The organism is Allobosea sp. 05T438 (assembly GCF_056396025.1).
Genome location: NZ_JBFTKQ010000006.1, coordinates 236,468 through 253,979, shown reverse-complemented (window position 1 = coordinate 253,979; position 17,512 = coordinate 236,468). Strand labels below are relative to the sequence as shown.

General features: G+C 66.2%; 15 protein-coding genes. 5 read left to right on the top strand and 10 right to left on the bottom strand.

The window, feature by feature from the left end:
- Positions 1-621 (bottom strand): DUF1190 domain-containing protein, encoded by a 621-nt coding sequence (locus AC1DIN_RS15405; RefSeq protein ID WP_476810399.1) that lies wholly within the window; start codon positions 619-621, stop codon positions 1-3.
- Positions 622-628: 7 nt separating this feature from the next.
- Positions 629-1,030, bottom strand: coding sequence for a DUF350 domain-containing protein (locus tag AC1DIN_RS15400; RefSeq protein ID WP_476810398.1), 402 nt, complete (start codon positions 1,028-1,030; stop codon positions 629-631).
- Between the two features lie 101 nt (positions 1,031-1,131).
- Between AC1DIN_RS15400 and AC1DIN_RS15395 the strand changes: the two genes are divergently transcribed.
- Complete coding sequence (locus tag AC1DIN_RS15395) at positions 1,132-1,524, top strand: GFA family protein (RefSeq protein ID WP_476810397.1); 393 nt, start codon at positions 1,132-1,134, stop codon at positions 1,522-1,524.
- 98 nt (positions 1,525-1,622) lie between these two features.
- On the opposite strand, the gene AC1DIN_RS15390 is transcribed toward AC1DIN_RS15395, so the two are convergent.
- The 3 genes from AC1DIN_RS15390 to tpiA form a co-directional block, all read right to left on the bottom strand.
- Positions 1,623-3,251, bottom strand: coding sequence for a CTP synthase (locus tag AC1DIN_RS15390; RefSeq protein WP_476767047.1), 1,629 nt, complete (start codon positions 3,249-3,251; stop codon positions 1,623-1,625).
- Between the two features lie 152 nt (positions 3,252-3,403).
- Entirely contained in the window at positions 3,404-3,811 is a 408-nt protein-coding gene (gene secG, locus AC1DIN_RS15385; RefSeq protein WP_441471045.1) for a preprotein translocase subunit SecG, read from the bottom strand.
- Positions 3,812-3,963: 152 nt separating this feature from the next.
- On the bottom strand, positions 3,964-4,728 hold the full coding sequence (gene tpiA / locus AC1DIN_RS15380; RefSeq protein ID WP_476810396.1) for a triose-phosphate isomerase: 765 nt from the start codon (positions 4,726-4,728) through the stop codon (positions 3,964-3,966).
- A 193-nt stretch (positions 4,729-4,921) separates the two neighbouring features.
- Here tpiA and AC1DIN_RS15375 point away from each other — a divergent pair, with 193 nt between their 5' ends.
- Together AC1DIN_RS15375 and trpE are read left to right on the top strand one after the other, a co-directional pair.
- On the top strand, positions 4,922-6,835 hold the full coding sequence (locus tag AC1DIN_RS15375) for a peptidylprolyl isomerase (protein ID WP_476810395.1): 1,914 nt from the start codon (positions 4,922-4,924) through the stop codon (positions 6,833-6,835).
- Between the two features lie 2 nt (positions 6,836-6,837).
- Entirely contained in the window at positions 6,838-8,352 is a 1,515-nt protein-coding gene (trpE, locus tag AC1DIN_RS15370; RefSeq protein WP_476810428.1) for an anthranilate synthase component I, read from the top strand.
- Between the two features lie 130 nt (positions 8,353-8,482).
- Here the strand turns inward: trpE and AC1DIN_RS15365 are convergent, their stop codons facing one another.
- Positions 8,483-9,058, bottom strand: coding sequence for a TIGR00645 family protein (locus AC1DIN_RS15365; RefSeq protein ID WP_476810394.1), 576 nt, complete (start codon positions 9,056-9,058; stop codon positions 8,483-8,485).
- A gap of 244 nt (positions 9,059-9,302) precedes the next feature.
- Between AC1DIN_RS15365 and AC1DIN_RS15360 the strand changes: the two genes are divergently transcribed.
- Positions 9,303-9,749, top strand: coding sequence for a BA14K family protein (locus tag AC1DIN_RS15360; RefSeq protein ID WP_441471041.1), 447 nt, complete (start codon positions 9,303-9,305; stop codon positions 9,747-9,749).
- Between the two features lie 134 nt (positions 9,750-9,883).
- Positions 9,884-10,663, top strand: coding sequence for an exodeoxyribonuclease III (gene xth / locus AC1DIN_RS15355; protein ID WP_476810393.1), 780 nt, complete (start codon positions 9,884-9,886; stop codon positions 10,661-10,663).
- Between the two features lie 117 nt (positions 10,664-10,780).
- Here xth and AC1DIN_RS15350 read toward each other — a convergent pair whose 3' ends face one another.
- The 4 genes from AC1DIN_RS15350 to AC1DIN_RS15335 all read right to left on the bottom strand — a co-directional run bounded on the left by AC1DIN_RS15350 (position 10,781) and on the right by AC1DIN_RS15335 (position 17,414).
- On the bottom strand, positions 10,781-11,743 hold the full coding sequence (locus AC1DIN_RS15350) for a tetratricopeptide repeat protein (RefSeq protein ID WP_441471039.1): 963 nt from the start codon (positions 11,741-11,743) through the stop codon (positions 10,781-10,783).
- Positions 11,730-13,460 (bottom strand): dihydroxy-acid dehydratase, encoded by a 1,731-nt coding sequence (gene ilvD / locus AC1DIN_RS15345; RefSeq protein ID WP_476810392.1) that lies wholly within the window; start codon positions 13,458-13,460, stop codon positions 11,730-11,732. Before ilvD ends, AC1DIN_RS15350 begins: the two co-directional genes overlap by 14 nt.
- 288 nt (positions 13,461-13,748) lie before the next feature.
- Positions 13,749-14,330: a YqaA family protein gene (locus tag AC1DIN_RS15340; protein ID WP_476810391.1), complete on the bottom strand. Its 582-nt coding sequence runs from the start codon at positions 14,328-14,330 to the stop codon at positions 13,749-13,751.
- 264 nt (positions 14,331-14,594) lie between these two features.
- Entirely contained in the window at positions 14,595-17,414 is a 2,820-nt protein-coding gene (locus AC1DIN_RS15335) for a valine--tRNA ligase (RefSeq protein WP_476810390.1), read from the bottom strand.
- Positions 17,415-17,512: the final 98 nt, after the last annotated feature.

Below are 17,512 nucleotides of genomic sequence, written 5' to 3'. Positions count from 1 at the left end.
TCAGGACGAGGAATGCGAGGAATAGGAGCGCGCGGTCGAGCCGAAGCCGCCCCGCGACGAGACGCTCGTCGTCGCGACGCTGCCGCCCCGCGCGCCTGCGGCAAAGGCTGCGGTGACGCCGCGCCCGTTCGTCGTCGAATAGGCCCGCGACCGACTGCTGCTGGACGAGCCGCCGGTCCCGCCTGACGAGCCTGATGATGAGCCGCCACTGCGCGCCTGCTGGCATTCCGGCTGGGGCGAGCCGGGTGGGCAGGCTGCCGTGGTGGGTGGCAGCAGCGGCTGTGCCTGCGTACCGGCGAAGCCACGCGCGAGCATGAATCCGGCCAGCGCGGGGATGAAATACTGCGCTCCGCCTGCGCTGGCCGAGCTGCAGCCATTGGCGCCGTATTGCGCCTCGCATTCGTTCTGGGTGCGGAACTTCGGCGCGTCGTTCAGGCGCGCGGCAGTCGCTTCCGAGAATGCGGTCTCGCATTGTCCGGCGCTGAGCTGTCCGGCAGCCCGGCAGTCGCTCAAGCTGTTGTATACGAGGTCTTCGTCGCTCTCGTCCCCCGTCATCGACCAGACTGTGGCGACGAGGAGGACGCCGGCGGCAGCGAGTCCGATTTGGGACGAGCGCTTCATGGCTGCCTCATTCCGTCATGCTGGCCGCGGCCAGCGTTCCCGACACGACGGCGATCACTGCGAGCATCACGGCCGAAGGCAGGCTGTCCTGCTCGATCTTCCGAGACAATTCCGGGATCAAGAGGCGCGCGACACCATAGGCTGCGAACTGGATGAGCATCGCCGCGACCGCCCAGAGGATGCAGTCTGGAATGCTGCTCGCCTGAGCGATCGCCTGCTCCAGCGGTAGCGAAAAACCGACGACATTGCCGCCGAGCGCGACCGCCGCCGAGAGGTTGCCATCCCGGATCAAGACTATCTCATCATGCGGGGTCATGTGCAGATAGAGCGCGGCGAAGGCGGCAATCAGCGCCGCGCCGACGACGAAATAAAGAAGAAAGGCGAGCAGCCCTGCCATCGAGACCGTCATGCTGACCGCGCCCCCGGGTGCTGATGCATCATTATACATTTATGGTAGTGGCGCGCCACAAATATATCCAAAAAAGTGTGTCGACGTCATTCGAGGCGAGGATGAAGCGTATGACGATCAGGGAAGCCCGCTGCAGTTGCGGCCAGCTGCGCGTCGCGTGCCGGGGAGAACCGGCCATCGTCGTGCTCTGCCACTGCCGGGCGTGCCAGATGCGAACAGGCAGTCCTTATGGCGTCGCGGCCTTTTTTGCACGGGGTGCCATCGTCATTTCGGGAACATATAGCGATTACGACCGGCCCGCCGACAGCGGCTTTCGCGTCCTGCATCATTTCTGCCCGGTCTGCGGCAGCACGGTCTTCTGGGAACCGTCTCGCAGGCCGGAGATGATCGCGGTCGCGGTCGGAGCCTTTGCCGATCCCGAATTCCCGGCCCCGCAAAAGGCCGTCTTCGAGCAGCACCGTCACCCTTGGGTGGCGGTACAGCTCGATCGCTAGCGCCTGCGATTTCCATCAGGAAAATGCGGCCATCCCGGCTCTGCGCGTCGCTCCAGCCGGGATGACCGGGTTTCCATCAAGGTGCGGCGTGATCCAGATCAGACCAGCCGGCTCTGGGCCTTCGCCGCCTCTATGAAGCTCGCGAAAAGCGGGTGCGGCTCGAAGGGGCGGGACTTCAGCTCGGGATGGTACTGCACGCCGATGAACCAGGGATGGTCGGGATACTCGACCGTCTCGGGCAGCAGACCGTCCGGCGACAGCCCGGCGAAGCGCATGCCCTTCGCCTCCAGCCGCTCGCGATAGCCCATATTGACCTCGTAGCGGTGGCGATGCCGCTCGGAGATCTCGGTCGAGCCGTAGATATCCGCGATCTTGGAGCCAGCCGCCAGCTTCGAATCGTAGGCGCCGAGCCGCATCGTGCCGCCGAGATCGCCGCCGGATGCGCGCTGCTCCAGGTCGTTGCCGCGCATCCACTCGGTCATCAGGCCGACGACCGGCTCCGTGGTCGGTCCGAACTCGGTCGAGTTGGCGCCTTCGATGCCGGCGAGCGAGCGCGCCGCCTCGATCACCGCCATCTGCATGCCGAAGCAGATGCCGAAATACGGCACCTTGCGCTGCCGGGCGAAGGTCGCCGCCTTGATCTTGCCCTCGGCGCCGCGATGGCCGAAGCCGCCCGGCACGAGGATGCCGTGGACATGCTCGAGGAAGGGCGCGGGGTCCTCCTTCTCGAAGACCTCGGATTCGATCCAGTCGAGGTTCACCTTGACGTTGTTGGCGATGCCGCCATGCGTCAGCGCCTCGATGAGGGACTTATAGGCGTCCTTCATGCCGGTGTACTTGCCGACGACGGCGATGGTGACCTCGCCCTCGGGGTTCTTCACGCGCTCGGAGATGCGCTTCCAATTCGAGACGTCCGGCTCGGTCGAGGCGTCGAGGCCGAAGGCGGCGAGCACCTCATTGTCGAGCCCCTCCGCGTGATAGGAGAGCGGCACGTCGTAGATCGATGCGACGTCGCGGGCCTCGATCACGGCCGTCTCGCGGACGTTGCAGAACAGGGCGAGCTTGCGGCGCTCCTCGCGCGGAATCTCGCGGTCCGTGCGGCAGAGCAGGATGTCGGGCTGGATGCCGATTGAACGCAGCTCGGCGACCGAATGCTGGGTCGGCTTGGTCTTCAGCTCGCCGGCCGTCGGGATATAGGGCAGCAGCGTCAGATGCGTGAAGATGCACTGGCCGCGCGGCAGCTGCTGGCTGATCTGACGGATCGATTCGAGGAAGGGCAGGCTCTCGATGTCGCCGACCGTGCCGCCGATCTCGACCAGCGTGAAGTCGTAGCCCTCGTTGCCGGTGAGCACGAATTCCTTGATGGCGTTGGTGACATGCGGGACGACCTGGATCGTCGCGCCGAGATAGTCGCCGCGCCGCTCCTTGGTCAGGATGTCCATGTAGATGCGGCCGGTGGTGATGTTGTCGCCCCGGTTACAGGGCCGGCCGGTGAAACGCTCGTAGTGACCGAGATCGAGATCAGTCTCGGCGCCGTCGTCGGTGACGAAGACTTCGCCGTGCTGATACGGGCTCATCGTGCCCGGATCGACATTGAGGTAGGGGTCGAGCTTGCGCAGGCGGACCTTATAGCCACGAGCCTGCAGAAGGGCTGCGAGAGCCGCCGCCGCCAGGCCTTTGCCAAGCGAGGACACCACGCCGCCGGTGATGAAAACATACCGCGTCATGGGAGTTCACCTCTATCGCCACGGGTTCGATTCGCTAAGCGCCTTCAGTGCAGTCCCGACCTGCCCTGAGCGCTTGTCCACAAAAGAGAAGGCCGGTCGCCCGGCCCCTCTCAACTCAAAAGAGAAGGGCCGGTTTCCCGGCCCTGCCCTGCTTACTGTTGCGGCGCCGCTGGCGGCGTCGGCGGCTGTGCGCCGCCCTGGCTTTGGTTCTGCATCTGGCGGAGCTGGTCGAGCACGCCGGCATTCGGGGCGCTCGGAGCGGCAGGCGCGCCAGGGGTCGCAGGCGCGGTCGTCGCCGGAGCGCCGTCGATGATCGAGCGCTGGACGCGGCCGCGATTGGCCATCACCGCCAGCACGATCGAGGTCAGGAAGAAGAGAGCCGCGAGGATCGCCGTTGCGCGGGTCAGCGCATTGGCCTGGCCGCGGCCGGTCATGAAGCCGCCGACGCCGCCACCGCCGCTGCCCATGCCGAGGCCGCCACCCTCCGAGCGCTGCAGCAGCACGACGCCGACGAGCGCGACGACGATGATCAGGTGGATGACGATGAGAACGTTCTGCATGGTCTCACGAAATGGATATGGCGCGGGCTGCCGGCAAGGGCCACCCGCTCCTCCTCGAAAGGTCGAGGCGAATTCGGCGGCGCACATAACATGCGTGCGCCGACAGCGCCACCCCTCAGTGACCGCCGATCAGCCCTGCGCCCTGTTCCGGCTCAGCCGTTGCAGGCGCGCGCGATCGCCAGGAATTCTTCGGCCTTGAGACTCGCCCCGCCGACGAGCGCGCCATCGACATGGGCGACGTTCATCAGCTCCGCCGCGTTGGAAGGCTTGACCGAGCCGCCATAGAGCAGCCGCACGCCGGCCGCCGCGGCCTTGCCGATGAGGCGGCCAAGCTCGGTGCGGATGGCAGCATGCACCTCGGCGACGTCGGCGGCAGTCGGCGTCAGGCCGGTGCCGATGGCCCAGACCGGCTCATAGGCGACCACGAGCGTGGCCGCCGTCGATCCCTCCGGAATCGAGCCGCGCAGCTGCTTCTTGACGATGGCGAGCGCCTTGCCGGCCTCGCGTTCGTCCTTGGTCTCGCCGACACAGACGATCGGCACCAGCAGCGCCTTCTGAGCCGCCTCGGCCTTGGCCTTGACCGTCGCATTGCTCTCGCCATGGAGCGTGCGGCGCTCGGAATGGCCGACGATGCAGAAGCTCGCGCCGGCATCGGCCAGCATCGCAGCCGAAAGCTCACCCGTGAAGGCGCCGGAGCCCTGCATGCTGCAATCCTGCCCGCCGGTGGCGATGCGCGCGCCGATCAGGGTTGCCGAAGTCGTGAACAGCAGGGTGGCGGGCGGGCAGATGGCGATATCGACGGCCTGCTTCAGCGCCGCGTCGTAGCCCTTCGCGACTTCGGCTGCGATGGCGAGATCGGCCTTCAGGCCGTTCATCTTCCAGTTGCCGGCTACCAGCGGCCTGATGCTGCGCGTCACGTCTTTCCTCCGAAAATTCAGTCCCTGCGCTCTAGCAACGCCCGCCCGCCGCCGCAATCGCATGCGACCTCGCGACAGGAAACAGCCGGGACGATTGCGGCTTTCGCCGTCGGTTCCTATAAGCAGCGCCGAAACAGACACGCGCACGGCCACGATCCCGCGCGGCGAACAGGAACAGGGAAAGACAGCTTCCATGATGATGCAGGGCATCCGCAAGGCGAGTCAGGGTTTTCTCGGCAAGCTCGTCGTCAGCGTCATGTTCGGCGTCCTGATCCTCGCCTTCGCGATCTGGGGCGTCGGCGACATCTTCCGCGGCTATGGCCGGAACGAGGTGGCGAAGGTCGGCAAGACCGAGATCGGCCTCGAGCAGATGCGCCAGGCCTATCAGAACGATCTGCAGAACCTGATCCGCCAGCAGCGCCGCCAGATCTCGCCCGAGATGGCGCGCGCGCTCGGCCTCGACCGGCAGGTGCTCTCCCGTCTGCTGACCGAGGCGACGCTGGATCAGACGGCGCAGAGCATGCGGCTCGCCGTCTCGGATGACACGATCCGCAACCTGATCTTCGACGATCCGGTCTTCCGCGACGCTGCCGGCCAGTTCTCTTCGGCGCGCTTCAACGAGCTGCTGCGCTCGAACGGCTATACCGAACAGACCTATGTTGCGCTTCAGCGCTCGACCATCCTGCGCCAGCAGCTCTCCGAGATGCTGGCCGGTGGCCTCACCGCCCCGCTTGCCCTGCAGGAGCTTGGCAGCCGCCTGCGCAACGAGAAGCGCGCGGTCACCTTCGCTCGGATGCCGGCGAGCGCTGCCGGCGAGATCGCTGCGCCGACCGAGGACCAGCTCAAGACCTTCTTCAACGACCGCAAGATCGCCTTCCGCGCGCCGGAATACCGCACGGCCGACATCCTCGCGATCTCGGCCGACACGATCGCCGACCCGGCCAAGGTCACGGATGAGGAGGCCAAGGCACGCTACGAGGCGGTCAAGGCCCAGCGCTTCACCACGGCCGAGACCCGCACCATCCAGCAGATCGCCTTCCCGAATGTCGAGGAAGCCCAGGCTGCCAAGGCCAAGATCGACGGCGGCGAGACTTTCGACGAGATCGCGACCGAGCGGAACGTCGCCTTCAACGACCTGACGCTCGGCACCTTCACGCGCGATCAGGTCTTCGACGCCGCCGTGCGCGAGGCCGCCTTCGCCCTCGAGCAGGAAGGCGTCAGCGCGCCGGTCAACAGCGCCTTCGGCACTGTGCTGCTGCGCGTGACGAAGGTCGACACTGCGCATGTGCGCCCCTTCGAGGAGGTCGCTGCCGAGCTGAAGCAGGAGATCGCGACCAGCCGCGCGGCCGGGCACATCACCGAGCTGCACGACAAGATCGAGGACCAGCGCGCCGCCGCCAAGCCGCTCGCCGAGATCGCCAAGGAGTTCAACCTGAAGCTGCGCAGCGCCGGCCCGCTGAACGCCACGCTCGGCCGGCCCGACGGCTCGAAGGAGGAGGCATTGCCGGGCGGCGACGCGACGCTGCAGGCGATCTTCCGCTCCGATATCGGCGTCGACAACGAGGCGATCCGCCTGCCGCGCGAAACGGGCTATGTCTGGTTCGACGTCACCAAGATCGACCCGGCGCGCGAGCGCGGCTTCGACGAGGTCAAGGCCGAGGTCGAGAAGCAATGGCGCGCCGACGAGACGGCGGCCAAGCTCGCGGCAAAGGCGCGTGAGCTGATCGAGCGGCTCGACAAGGGCGAGAGCTTCGACACGGTTGCCGCTTCGGCCGGGCTCACCATCGAGACCGCCGCCGATATCGGCCGTCAGGACCAGCGCCCGGAGTTGCCGGCCGCTGTCGTCAGCCAGATCTTCGGCACTGCCGCCGGCAAAAGCGGCTCGGCGGCCGGCGCGGATGGCGGGCGCATCCTGTTCAAGGTCGATTCGGCGACCGTTCCGCCCTACGTCCGCACCACGCAGGAAGCTACAAATTTCGAGCGGGCGCTCTCGTCGAGCGTCAGCGAGGACATCCTGCTGCAATACGTCGCCAAGCGTCAGGCTGAGCTGGGTGTCAGCATCAACGAGGCTGCCTTCCGCAATGCCACGGGCGGAGCGCAGAATTGACGATGCAGCCCCTTCTGGAGTTCGAGCGCTTCGCGCAGATCTACGAGACGGGCGCGCCGCAACTCCTGCGGCAGGTTCTGGTGGGCGACTGCGAAACACCGGTCGCCGCCTTTCTGAAGCTGCGTCATTCCACCTCCGGCCCGGCCTTCCTGCTCGAATCGGTGGAAGGCGGCGCCGTGCGCGGTCGCTATTCGATGATCGGGTTGGAGCCGGACCTGATCTGGCGCTGCCATAGGGGCAAAGCCTCGCTCTGCCGGACCGCGCTGGGTGACAGCTTCCTCATCGATCCGCGTCCGGCATTCGAGAGCCTGCGTGCGCTCCTCGATGAGAGCGCCATTCCGGACGCTGAAGACCTGCCGCCGATGGCGGCCGGAGTCTTCGGCTATCTCGGTTACGACATGGTCCGGCTGATGGAGCGCCTGCCGGAAGCCAAGGATACGGGCACGGGCGTTCCCGACGCCATCCTGACCCGGCCGACGCTGATGGTGGTGTTCGATTCGGTGCGCGACGAGATCCATGTCGTGACGCCGGTCCGGCACATGCCGGGCGTCGGCGCGCGCCACGCCTATGAGCGGGCGCAGGAGCGGCTGGAGGCGGTTGTCCTGGCCCTCGAAGGCGCCCTGCCCGTCGAGGCCGACATCGACATCGCCAACCTGCCGGAGCCGGCGACGACCTCGAACACGAGTGAGGCCGAGTATTTTGAGATGGTCGCCAAGGCGAAGGAGTATATCCGCGCCGGCGACATCTTCCAGGTCGTGCTGTCGCAGCGCTTCGAGGCGCCGTTCGCGCTGCCGCCCTTCGCGCTCTATCGCGCGTTGCGGCGGATCAACCCGGCCCCCTTCCTGTGCTATCTCGACTTCAGCGATTTCCAGATCGTTTGCTCGAGCCCGGAGATCCTGGTCAGGCTGCGCGACGACACCGTCACCATCCGCCCGATCGCCGGCACGCGCCGCCGCGGCGCCACGGAGGCCGAGGACGAGGCACTGGCCGAGGAATTGCTGGCCGATCCGAAGGAGCGCGCCGAGCATCTCATGCTGCTCGATCTCGGTCGCAACGATGTCGGCCGCGTCGCGCAGATCGGCACGGTCAAGGTGACCGATTCCTTCTTCATCGAGCGCTACAGCCAGGTGATGCACATCGTCTCGAATGTCGAGGGGGCGATCGACCCCAGGCACGATGCGCTCTCGGCGCTGATCGCCGGCTTCCCGGCCGGCACGGTCTCCGGCGCGCCGAAGGTGCGGGCGATGGAGATCATCGACGAGCTGGAGCACGACGCGCGCGGGGCCTATGGCGGCTGCATCGGCTATTTCGGCGCCAATGGCGAGATGGACACCTGCATCGTGCTGCGCACGGCCGTCGTCAAGGATGGGCGCATGCATGTCCAGGCCGGCGCCGGCATCGTCTACGATTCGAACCCTGCCTCCGAGCAGGAGGAGTGCATCAACAAGGCGAAGGCCTTGTTCCGCGCCGCCGAGGAAGCGATCCGCTTCGCCGCCCGGACCGGACGCGGGCAGTAGCGGGTCTCGGCAGCCGCGTCATGCTCGGGCTTGACCCGAGCATGACGGAAACCAGCGCCTTCTCGTCCTGAGATTCTCGGGTCGCCGCCATGCGGCGCCCGAGAATGACGACGCTGCTCTCGGCAGGTCGCTAATGCCCCTTGCCGTTCGCCACAGTCATCCGGTCGACCCAGGCGATGCCGATGGCGGACAGGATGAAGACGACGTGGATCAGCGTCTGCAGCAGGACGCCCGTCTCGGTGTAGTTCGCGGTCCTGCCCGCGATGCCGATGTTGCCGGCCTCGATGAAGGTCCTGAGCAGATGGATCGACGAGATGCCGATGATCGCCATCGCCAGCTTGATCTTCAGAATGCTCGCATTCACGTGGCTCAGCCATTCCGGCTGATCGGGATGGCCTTCGAGGCGCAGCCGGGAGACGAAGGTCTCGTAGCCGCCAACGATGACCATGATCAGCAGATTCGAGATCATGACCACGTCGATCAGCCCGAGAACGACCAGCATGATCTGCTGCTCGCTGAAATCGAAGGCATGGGCGACGAGATGCCAGAGCTCCTTGAGGAAGAGGAAGACATAGACGCACTGCGCCACGATGAGGCCGATATAGAGCGGCAGTTGCAGCCAGCGGGAGCTGAAGATGAGCGCCGGCAGCGGCTTCATCGCGCGAGGCGCGTCGGGTCGGAAAGGCGGGCTGCCGGTAGAGGCCATGGTCGGGTCCTGATCCTTCGAATGATGAGCTTTTTGTGCGGTGAGGCGCTAGATGGCGATGAAAACGCATCGATGCAACCCGCAAAATGATGCTCTGGCACCCAACAGCCACAATGTTGCGACGACCAATTTGCGCCGAGATTGCACGCTAGTCTTTGCGCCGGATCGACAGATCGCTAGAGTTGAGTCCGACCGGGGGAACATGCCGAGTTCCACTCGCACAGGACAGCAGAGGAGTTTCGTCATGATCAGGACGCTTGTCGTCGCCACCGCCATCGCCGGTTGCGCCGCCCTTGCCGCCCCCGCTTCGGCAGCGCCGCTGGCTCCCGCCACCGCGGCCGTCGTATCCGCCAAGGCCGAGGCGGGCCTGCTGCAAAGCGTGCAGTGGCGCCCCTACGGCTATTACGGCCCCGGGTATTACCGCTACAACCGAGGCCCGGCGGTCGGTGCCGGCATCGCGGCTGGCGTCATCGGCGGGGCTCTGGCGGCCGGCGCGCTTGCCGCTCCTCCCCCGCCCCCGGTTTATGCCTATCCCGCTCCGGCGCCGGTCTATGGCGCGCCCGCGCCTGCCTATGGCTACAGCATCGAGGATGTCGATGCCGTGGCTTACTGCTCGCGTCGCTTCAGGTCCTACAACCCGGAAACCGGCACCTATATCGCCAAGGGCGGCGTGGTCCGTGCCTGCCCCTGACAGGGGCCGACAATCCGGTCGCGGATGATCACTCCCCGCAGCAATGCGGGGAGTTTTCGTTTGCGGCCGAAAGCGGCTTGCCATGACGGCGGCGATCCCGCTTATCCTGCGCCCTGCCTAACTCGGAGCGTCTCGTGCGTATCGCCACCTGGAACGTCAATTCGGTCCGCCAGCGTCTCGGCCATCTGCTGGATTTCCTGAAGGAGGCCGAGCCCGACGCGCTCTGCCTGCAGGAGATCAAATGCGTGGATGCCGATTTCCCGCGCGCCGAGATCGAGGCGGCCGGCTGGCAGGTCGAGACCCACGGCCAGAAGACCTTCAACGGCGTCGCGATTCTCAGCCGCTCCCGCCTGGAGGATGTCCGGCGCGGCCTGCCCGGCGATGATGGCGACGAGCAGGCGCGCTATCTCGAAGGCGTGCTGCCCTTCGGCGACGGCGTGGTGCGCGTCGCCTCGATCTACCTGCCGAACGGCAACCCGCCCAACACCGAGAAATATCCCTACAAGCTCGGCTGGATGCAGCGGCTGACGGCCCATGCCCGGATGCTGCTCGAGCAGGAGGAGCCGCTGGTGCTCGCCGGCGACTACAATGTGATTCCCGAGCCGCGCGATGCCCGTGACCCGGCTGCCTGGGTCAGCGACGCGCTGTTCCTGCCGCAGACGCGCGCGGCCTTCCGGGGCCTCCTCAACCTTGGGCTGACCGAGGCCGTGCGCAGCGCGACCGATGCAGGCGGGCTCTACACCTTCTGGGATTATCAGGCCGGCGCCTGGCAGCGGAACAACGGCATCCGCATCGACCATCTGCTGCTCTCGCCACAAGCGGCGGACAGGCTCGCAGGAGTGAGGATCGCCAAGCATGTCCGCGGCTGGGAGAAGCCGTCAGACCATGTGCCGGTGTTGGTGGAGCTGCACTGAGGGCAGCAGAAGGCCGTCATGCTCGGGCCTCACCTGAGCATCTCGGAAACCAGTGCCTTCTCGTCGTGAGATTCTCGGGTCTGCGCTTCGCTACGCCCGAGAATGACGGCGATGCGCTCAGTTCTGGCCGTTGTTGCTGTTGCCGCTGTTGCGCGAGCTCGCCATTTGCTGGCGTTCCACGAGGGCCAGCGCTGCCGAGCGATCGGCAGCGGAAGCTGCGGCGAAGGCGGCAGCGTGACGCTCGATGATCCAGGATTCGCGCGCCGGATCGGCACCCTCGCGGGCCATTGCAAGCCACATCAGGCCGAGCACAGGCTGACGCGGCACGCCCTCGCCGCCGCGCAGCAGCATCTCGCCGAAAGCGGCACGCGCCGGCGCATGTCCCTTCTCTGCGGCGAGCTTCATCCAGCGTGCCGCCTGGCGCGGATCACGGCCGGTGCCCTGGCCGGTCATGTAGAGACGGGCGAGGTTGTACTGGCCGTCCGGGTCGCCGAAATAGGAGGCGGCGTAGTGGAACATGTCGAAGGCCCGGTCGGGGTTGGGCTTTACATAGCTGCCCTTGATCCCGTCGGTGAAATAACCGCCCAGCGCGACGAAGGCGCTGCCGACGATGCGGCCCTCGGCCGTGCCCGGAATGGCGTCGGCATTCTCGTCCGCGATCTTCGAGAAATACTCGAAGGCCTTGAGGTCATTGGTCGGAACGCCCTCGCCTCCGGCATACATGCGGCCCAGCTTGTACTGCGCGGTGAGGTGCCCCTGCGAGGCGGCGTATTCGAGCGCGCGAACGGCGCCGACTTTGTCGCCGGCGGAGGAATCGCGCATCCAGGCCCGCAACGCATCGCGCGCGCTGCTGAAGGGCACGAGCGGCAGTGCCGTATGCGCCGTCGGCGTATCAGGGGCGGGAGCGACGACCGCGGCTCCGGGAACGCCAGACACGGAATCGCCCGGCTCCGGCAGTGCGGCGCCCGGAATCGAGCGCGGCGGCACCGGCTTTCCGCCTGCAAAGTCCTGAGCCCAGGCGGCCTGCTGGCCACCCAGGAACAGGAACAGGCATGCTATGGTCGAGCTAGATATCCGCATAGCAATGGGTTTCGGCCGCCCCTCCTGGGTGGGTGACTGCGCCGCCTTTGGCGGAGCCAACCGTCTGGGCGTATTTCCACAGCGCCCCGGAGTTGTAGTCGGTTTTCCTCGGTTTCCAGCCCTTACGACGCTCTTCAAGTTCGGCATCAGAAAGGCGGACTGCGAGCTTTCCTGTGATGGCGTCCAATTCGACGATATCGCCATCGCGGATCAGGCCGATCGGGCCACCGACGGCGGCCTCCGGACCGACATGGCCGACGCAGAACCCACGGGTCGCTCCGGAGAAACGGCCGTCGGTGATGAGCGCGACCTTGTCGCCCATGCCCTGGCCGTAGAGGGCGGCTGTTGTCGCCAGCATCTCGCGCATGCCAGGGCCGCCCTTCGGCCCCTCGTAGCGGATGACGAGGACGTCGCCTTCCTTGTAGCTGCGCTCGGTGACGGCCTTGAAAGCGTCCTCCTCGCAGTCGAAGCAGCGGGCCGGGCCGGTGAAGACCAGCTTGTCTTCAGGCATGCCGGCGATCTTCACGATGGCGCCTTCGGGAGCGAGGTTGCCCTGCAGGCCGACGACGCCGCCGGTCACGGTGATCGGCTTGTCGGCGCGGTAGACGACGTCCTGCTGGTCGTTCCACTTCACCGAGGCCATGTTCTCGGCAATGGTACGGCCTGTGACGGTCATACAGTCGCCGTGGAGATAGCCGGCATCGAGCAGGCTCTTCATCACCAGCGGGATGCCGCCGACCTCGAACATGTCCTTGGCGACGTATTTCCCGGCGGGCTTCAGGTCTGCGATGTAGGGCGTCTTCTTGAAGATCTCGGCGACCTCGAAGAGATCGAAGTCGATGCCGCATTCATGCGCGATCGCCGGCAGGTGCAGCGCGCCGTTGGTCGAGCCGCCGGTGGCGGCAACAACCATCGCGGCGTTCTCCAGCGCCTTGCGGGTGACGATGTCGCGCGGGCGGATGTTCCGCGCGATCAGCTCCATCACCATCTCGCCGGCGGTGTAGCAGAAGGCGTCGCGGACGTCGTAGGGCGCCGGAGCGCCGCAACTATAGGGCAGCGCCAGGCCGATCGCCTCGGCGACGGTCGCCATGGTGTTGGCGGTGAACTGGGCGCCGCAGGAGCCGGCCGAGGGGCAGGCTGCCTCCTCGAGCTCCTGCAGGTCCTCGTCGGACATCGCGCCGACCGAATGCTTGCCGACGGCCTCGAAGACGTCCTGCACCGTGACGGGGCGGCCCTTGAAGGTGCCGGGCAGGATCGAGCCGCCATAGATGAAGATCGACGGCACGTTCAGGCGGACCATCGCCATCATCATGCCAGGCAGAGACTTGTCGCAGCCGGCAAGGCCAACAAGCGCGTCGTAGCAATGGCCGCGCATGGTCAGCTCGACCGAGTCCGCGATGACCTCGCGCGAGGCGAGCGACGACTTCATGCCCTGGTGACCCATGGCGATGCCGTCGGTGACGGTGATGGTGCAGAACTCGCGCGGCGTGCCGCTGGCGGAAGCCACGCCCTTCTTCACGGCCTGGGCCTGACGCATCAGCGAGATGTTGCAGGGGGCCGCCTCGTTCCAGCAGGAGGCGACGCCGACGAAGGGCTGCGCGATCTGCTTCACGGTCATGCCCATCGCATAATAATAGGAGCGGTGCGGGGCCTTGGCCGGGCCAACGCTCACATGGCGGCTCGGCAGTCTCGACTTGTCGAACACACGCGTATCCATCGCCACTCGTCCCGTCCCCCGACCAGCACGGCGCGAAGATGTGCCACGCCATACCCGCCGGGAGCAATCGGCACCCCCGAAACCCACTCTTGGCCCGAAAACGCTCCCGAGCCGGCGCGTTAGTTCCAATTTGAATATATCTCAGGGACTTAACGCCCCGTTTTGCTGGGCGTCGTTTGTGGCGGCATCGCGGCGATTGCGTCAGTTGAGGCGGCGCTGGGCGCCAATCTCATCGCTGTGTTGCGTCGATGTCACAAAGTCGAGGGCGGCAGCTGACGCAGCGGCCGCTCACAGCACCATGKGAAGGACGAAGAAGCCGCCGACGACGACGGCGACGAGCGCGAGCGCCGTCATCGGCAGGTGCTTCTCGATGAAGATGCGGATGTCGTCGCCATAGAAACGCAGCGCCACCGCGATCATCAGGAAGAAGGTCGTGCGCGACACCACCATGCCGATGGTGAACTTCCACAGGTCGAAATGCAGGAAGCCCGACATGATCGTGACGATCTTGAACGGAATCGGCGTCAGGCCCTTGGTGACGAGCACCCAGAACCAGTAATCCTGCGAAGAAGCGATCAGGTGCGCGGCCTTGTCCTGCAGGCCGTAGATGCCGATCAGCCAGGCGCCGACCGATTCGTAGAGCAGAGCGCCGATGGCGTAGCCGAGATAGCCGCCGAGCACGGCGCCGAGCGAGCAGATGCCGGCGTAGAACCAGGCGCGGTCCGGCCGCGCGATGCACATCGGAATCAGCAGTGGGAGCGGCGGCAGCGGGCTGATCGAGCTCTCAACGAAGGTGATGGCGAAGAGTAGCCAGGGGGCAGCAGGATGGGAGGCGTATGAAACGCACCAGTCGTAAGCTCGCTTGAGCATGGGTTCTGAACAGCCGGTCCTTTTGCCGCCACGCATTCTGCATGGCGGATTTGCGTCGGGCGCATCTAAGCGGGGTCCGAGAGAGAATGCCAGTCCTCTCTTGGATCAGCGTCAATTTGACGACAAAGGCGTGACCGGATTGCGATGCCCGGAGCGTGCTGCGGGCCATAGCGTCATTGCGAGGAGCGAAGCGACGACGCAATCCAGGGGCCGCAGAGCTCTACGTGTCCTGGATTGCTTCGCTGCGCTCGCAATGACGTATCGTCACGCAAGCCGCGCCAGAGCCTCCGCGATCTTGAGCTTGCGCGCTTCCGCCGCAGCCTTGCGTTCGCGGTTCTCCTCGACGATCTCCTCCGGCGCGCGGGCCATGAAATCGGGGTTGCCGAGCTTCTTCTCGACGATCGTGATGTCCTGATCGAGCTTGGCGAGTTCCTTCGTCAGGCGCGTGCGCTCCGCGTCGAGATCGATCAGGCCGGCGAGCGGCAGCGCCGCTACCTCGCCGCGCACGATGATCTGGGCCGATTGCGCCGGCGCCGCCGCCTCGAAAGCGATGTCGGAGACGCGCGCCAGCCGCTCGATCATCGGCCGCCAGCTTTCGATCGTGGCCCGCGTCGCCACCGAGGCATTGACGAGCACGAGCGGCGCCTGCGTGCCGGCCGGGACGTTGACCTCCGAGCGCACCGAGCGGATGTCCGAGATCAGGTCGACGACGAAGCCGATCTCTGCCTCCGCCGCCGCATCCTTGAGCGCCGAAAGATCGGGCCAGCGGGTGAGGCAGACCAGAGAGGCGTCGCCCGCCGCCAGCTTGCGCGGCGCGCCGGCCTCGGCCTTCTGCGCCCAGAGCTCCTCGGTCAGGAACGGCATGAAGGGGTGGAGCAGCTGGCAGATCACGTCGATAACGTAGGCGACCGTCGCCTGCGTCTCGGCCTTCGCCGCGGCATCGACGCCCTCGCCCTGCAGCACCGGCTTGGCAAGCTCCAGATACCAGTCGCAGAACTGGTTCCAGACGAAGCGGTAGGCTGCGCCGGCCGCCTCGTTGAACTTGAAGCTGGGTATGCCGGCCGCGACCTCCTCGGCCGCCTGTGCGGCTTCGCTGAGGATCCACCGGTTGAGCGGCTGCTTGACCGAGGCAGGGTCGAAATCGGCAGCGCGCAGGCAGCCGTTCAGTTCAGCGAAGCGCGCGGCGTTCCAGATCTTGGTCGCGAAGTTGCGATAGCCCTCGACGCGCGAGGTGGCGAGCTTGATGTCGCGGCCCTGCGCGGCCATGGCGGCCAGCGTGAAGCGCAGCGCGTCGGCACCGTACTTGTCGACGAGCGTCAGCGGATCGATGACGTTGCCCTTCGACTTCGACATCTTCGCGCCCTTCTCGTCGCGAACGATGGCGTGGATGTAGACGTCCTTGAACGGCACCTCATCCATGAAGTTGAGGCCCATCATCATCATCCGGGCGACCCAGAAGAAGATGATGTCGAAGGCAGTGACCAGCGTCGCGGTCGGGTAATAGTGCTTGAGCTCCGGCGTTTCCTGCGGCCAGCCCAGCGTCGAGAACGGCCAAAGGGCCGACGAGAACCAGGTGTCGAGTACGTCCTCGTCGCGCGTGAGTGCGACGGTGTCGCCGTAATGCGCCATCGCCAGCGTCTGCGCCTCGGCTTCCGATTCGGCGACGAAGACCTCCCCGTCCGGCCCGTACCAGGCCGGGATCTGATGGCCCCACCAGAGCTGGCGCGAGACGCACCAGGGCTCGATGTTTTCCAGCCAGTCGTAATAGACCTTGGTCCAGTTCTCGGGCGTGAACTTGGTGCGTCCGTCCTGCACCGCCTTGATCGAACGCTGCGCGAGCGGCTTGACGTCGACATACCACTGGTCGGTCAGCCAGGGCTCGATGACGACATCGGAGCGATCGCCATGCGGCACGGTGTGAGCATGCGGCTCGACCTTCGCCAGAAGGCCGCGCTCGGCCATCATTTCGACGACGCGGCGGCGCGCGACGAAACGGTCGAGCCCGTCGAGCGCGAGCGTCTCGGCTTCCGGCTTGGAGCCAGCCAGGAAATCCTCGTTGCCGGCGAGCAGGATGCGCGCCTCGCCATCGAGGATGTTGACGACGTCGAGCTTGTGGCGCTTGCCGACCTCGAAGTCGTTGAAGTCATGCGCGGGGGTGATCTTGACGGCGCCGGTGCCCTTCTCCGGGTCGGCATAGTCGTCGGGCACGATGGGGATGATGCGGCCGACCAGCGGCAGCACGGCATTGCGGCCGATCAGATGGCCAATCGTCTCGTTGTCGGGATGAACGGCAATGCCGGTATCGCCCAGCATCGTCTCCGGGCGCGTCGTCGCGACCGTGATGAAGGTCGAGGCGTCATCCGGGTCATAGGCCGCGCCTTCGAGCGGGTAGTTGAAATAGTAGAGATGGCCGTTCGGATCGCGGCTCAGGACCTTGTCGAGCTTGGCCGCGTCGAAGGCCTCTTCGCCGTCGCGCTGCCATTTGAACGAGCCGGTCTTCTCGATCTGCAGAACCTCGAGATCCGAGATCGCGGTCTGGAACTTGGGGTCCCAGTTCACCAGGCGCTTGGCACGATAGATCAGGCCCTGCTTGTGCAGGCCGACGAAGACCTTGAGGACGGCGGCCGACAGCCCCTCGTCCATGGTGAAGCGCTCACGCGACCAGTCACAAGACGCGCCGAGACGGCGGAGCTGATTGACGATCGTCCCGCCCGACTCCTCCTTCCACTTCCAGACCTCGGCGAGGAAGGCCTCGCGGCCCATCGTGCGGCGGTCGGTGCGGTTCTCGGCGGCGAGCTTGCGCTCGACGACCATCTGCGTCGCGATGCCGGCATGGTCGGTGCCGGGCTGCCAGAGCACGTCCTTGCCGCGCATGCGCTCGAAGCGGCAGAGCACATCCTGCAGCGTGTTGTTGAGCGCGTGGCCCATATGCAGCGAGCCGGTGACGTTCGGCGGCGGGATCACGATGCAGTAGGGCTCGGCCCCGGGCGCCGCTCCCCTGCCCGCCTTGAAGGCCTGCGCCTCGTCCCAGGCCTTGCTGATCCGGGCCTCTACGGCTGCCGGCTCGAAAGTCTTGTCCATCATCGCTTCGCTCGAACGCAGAAAGGCCGGGGAACCTGCCCCGGCCGGAAAATCACAGGCCAAAAGGTCTCGCGTCTTAAGAGCGCATGCGCGGGGCGCCC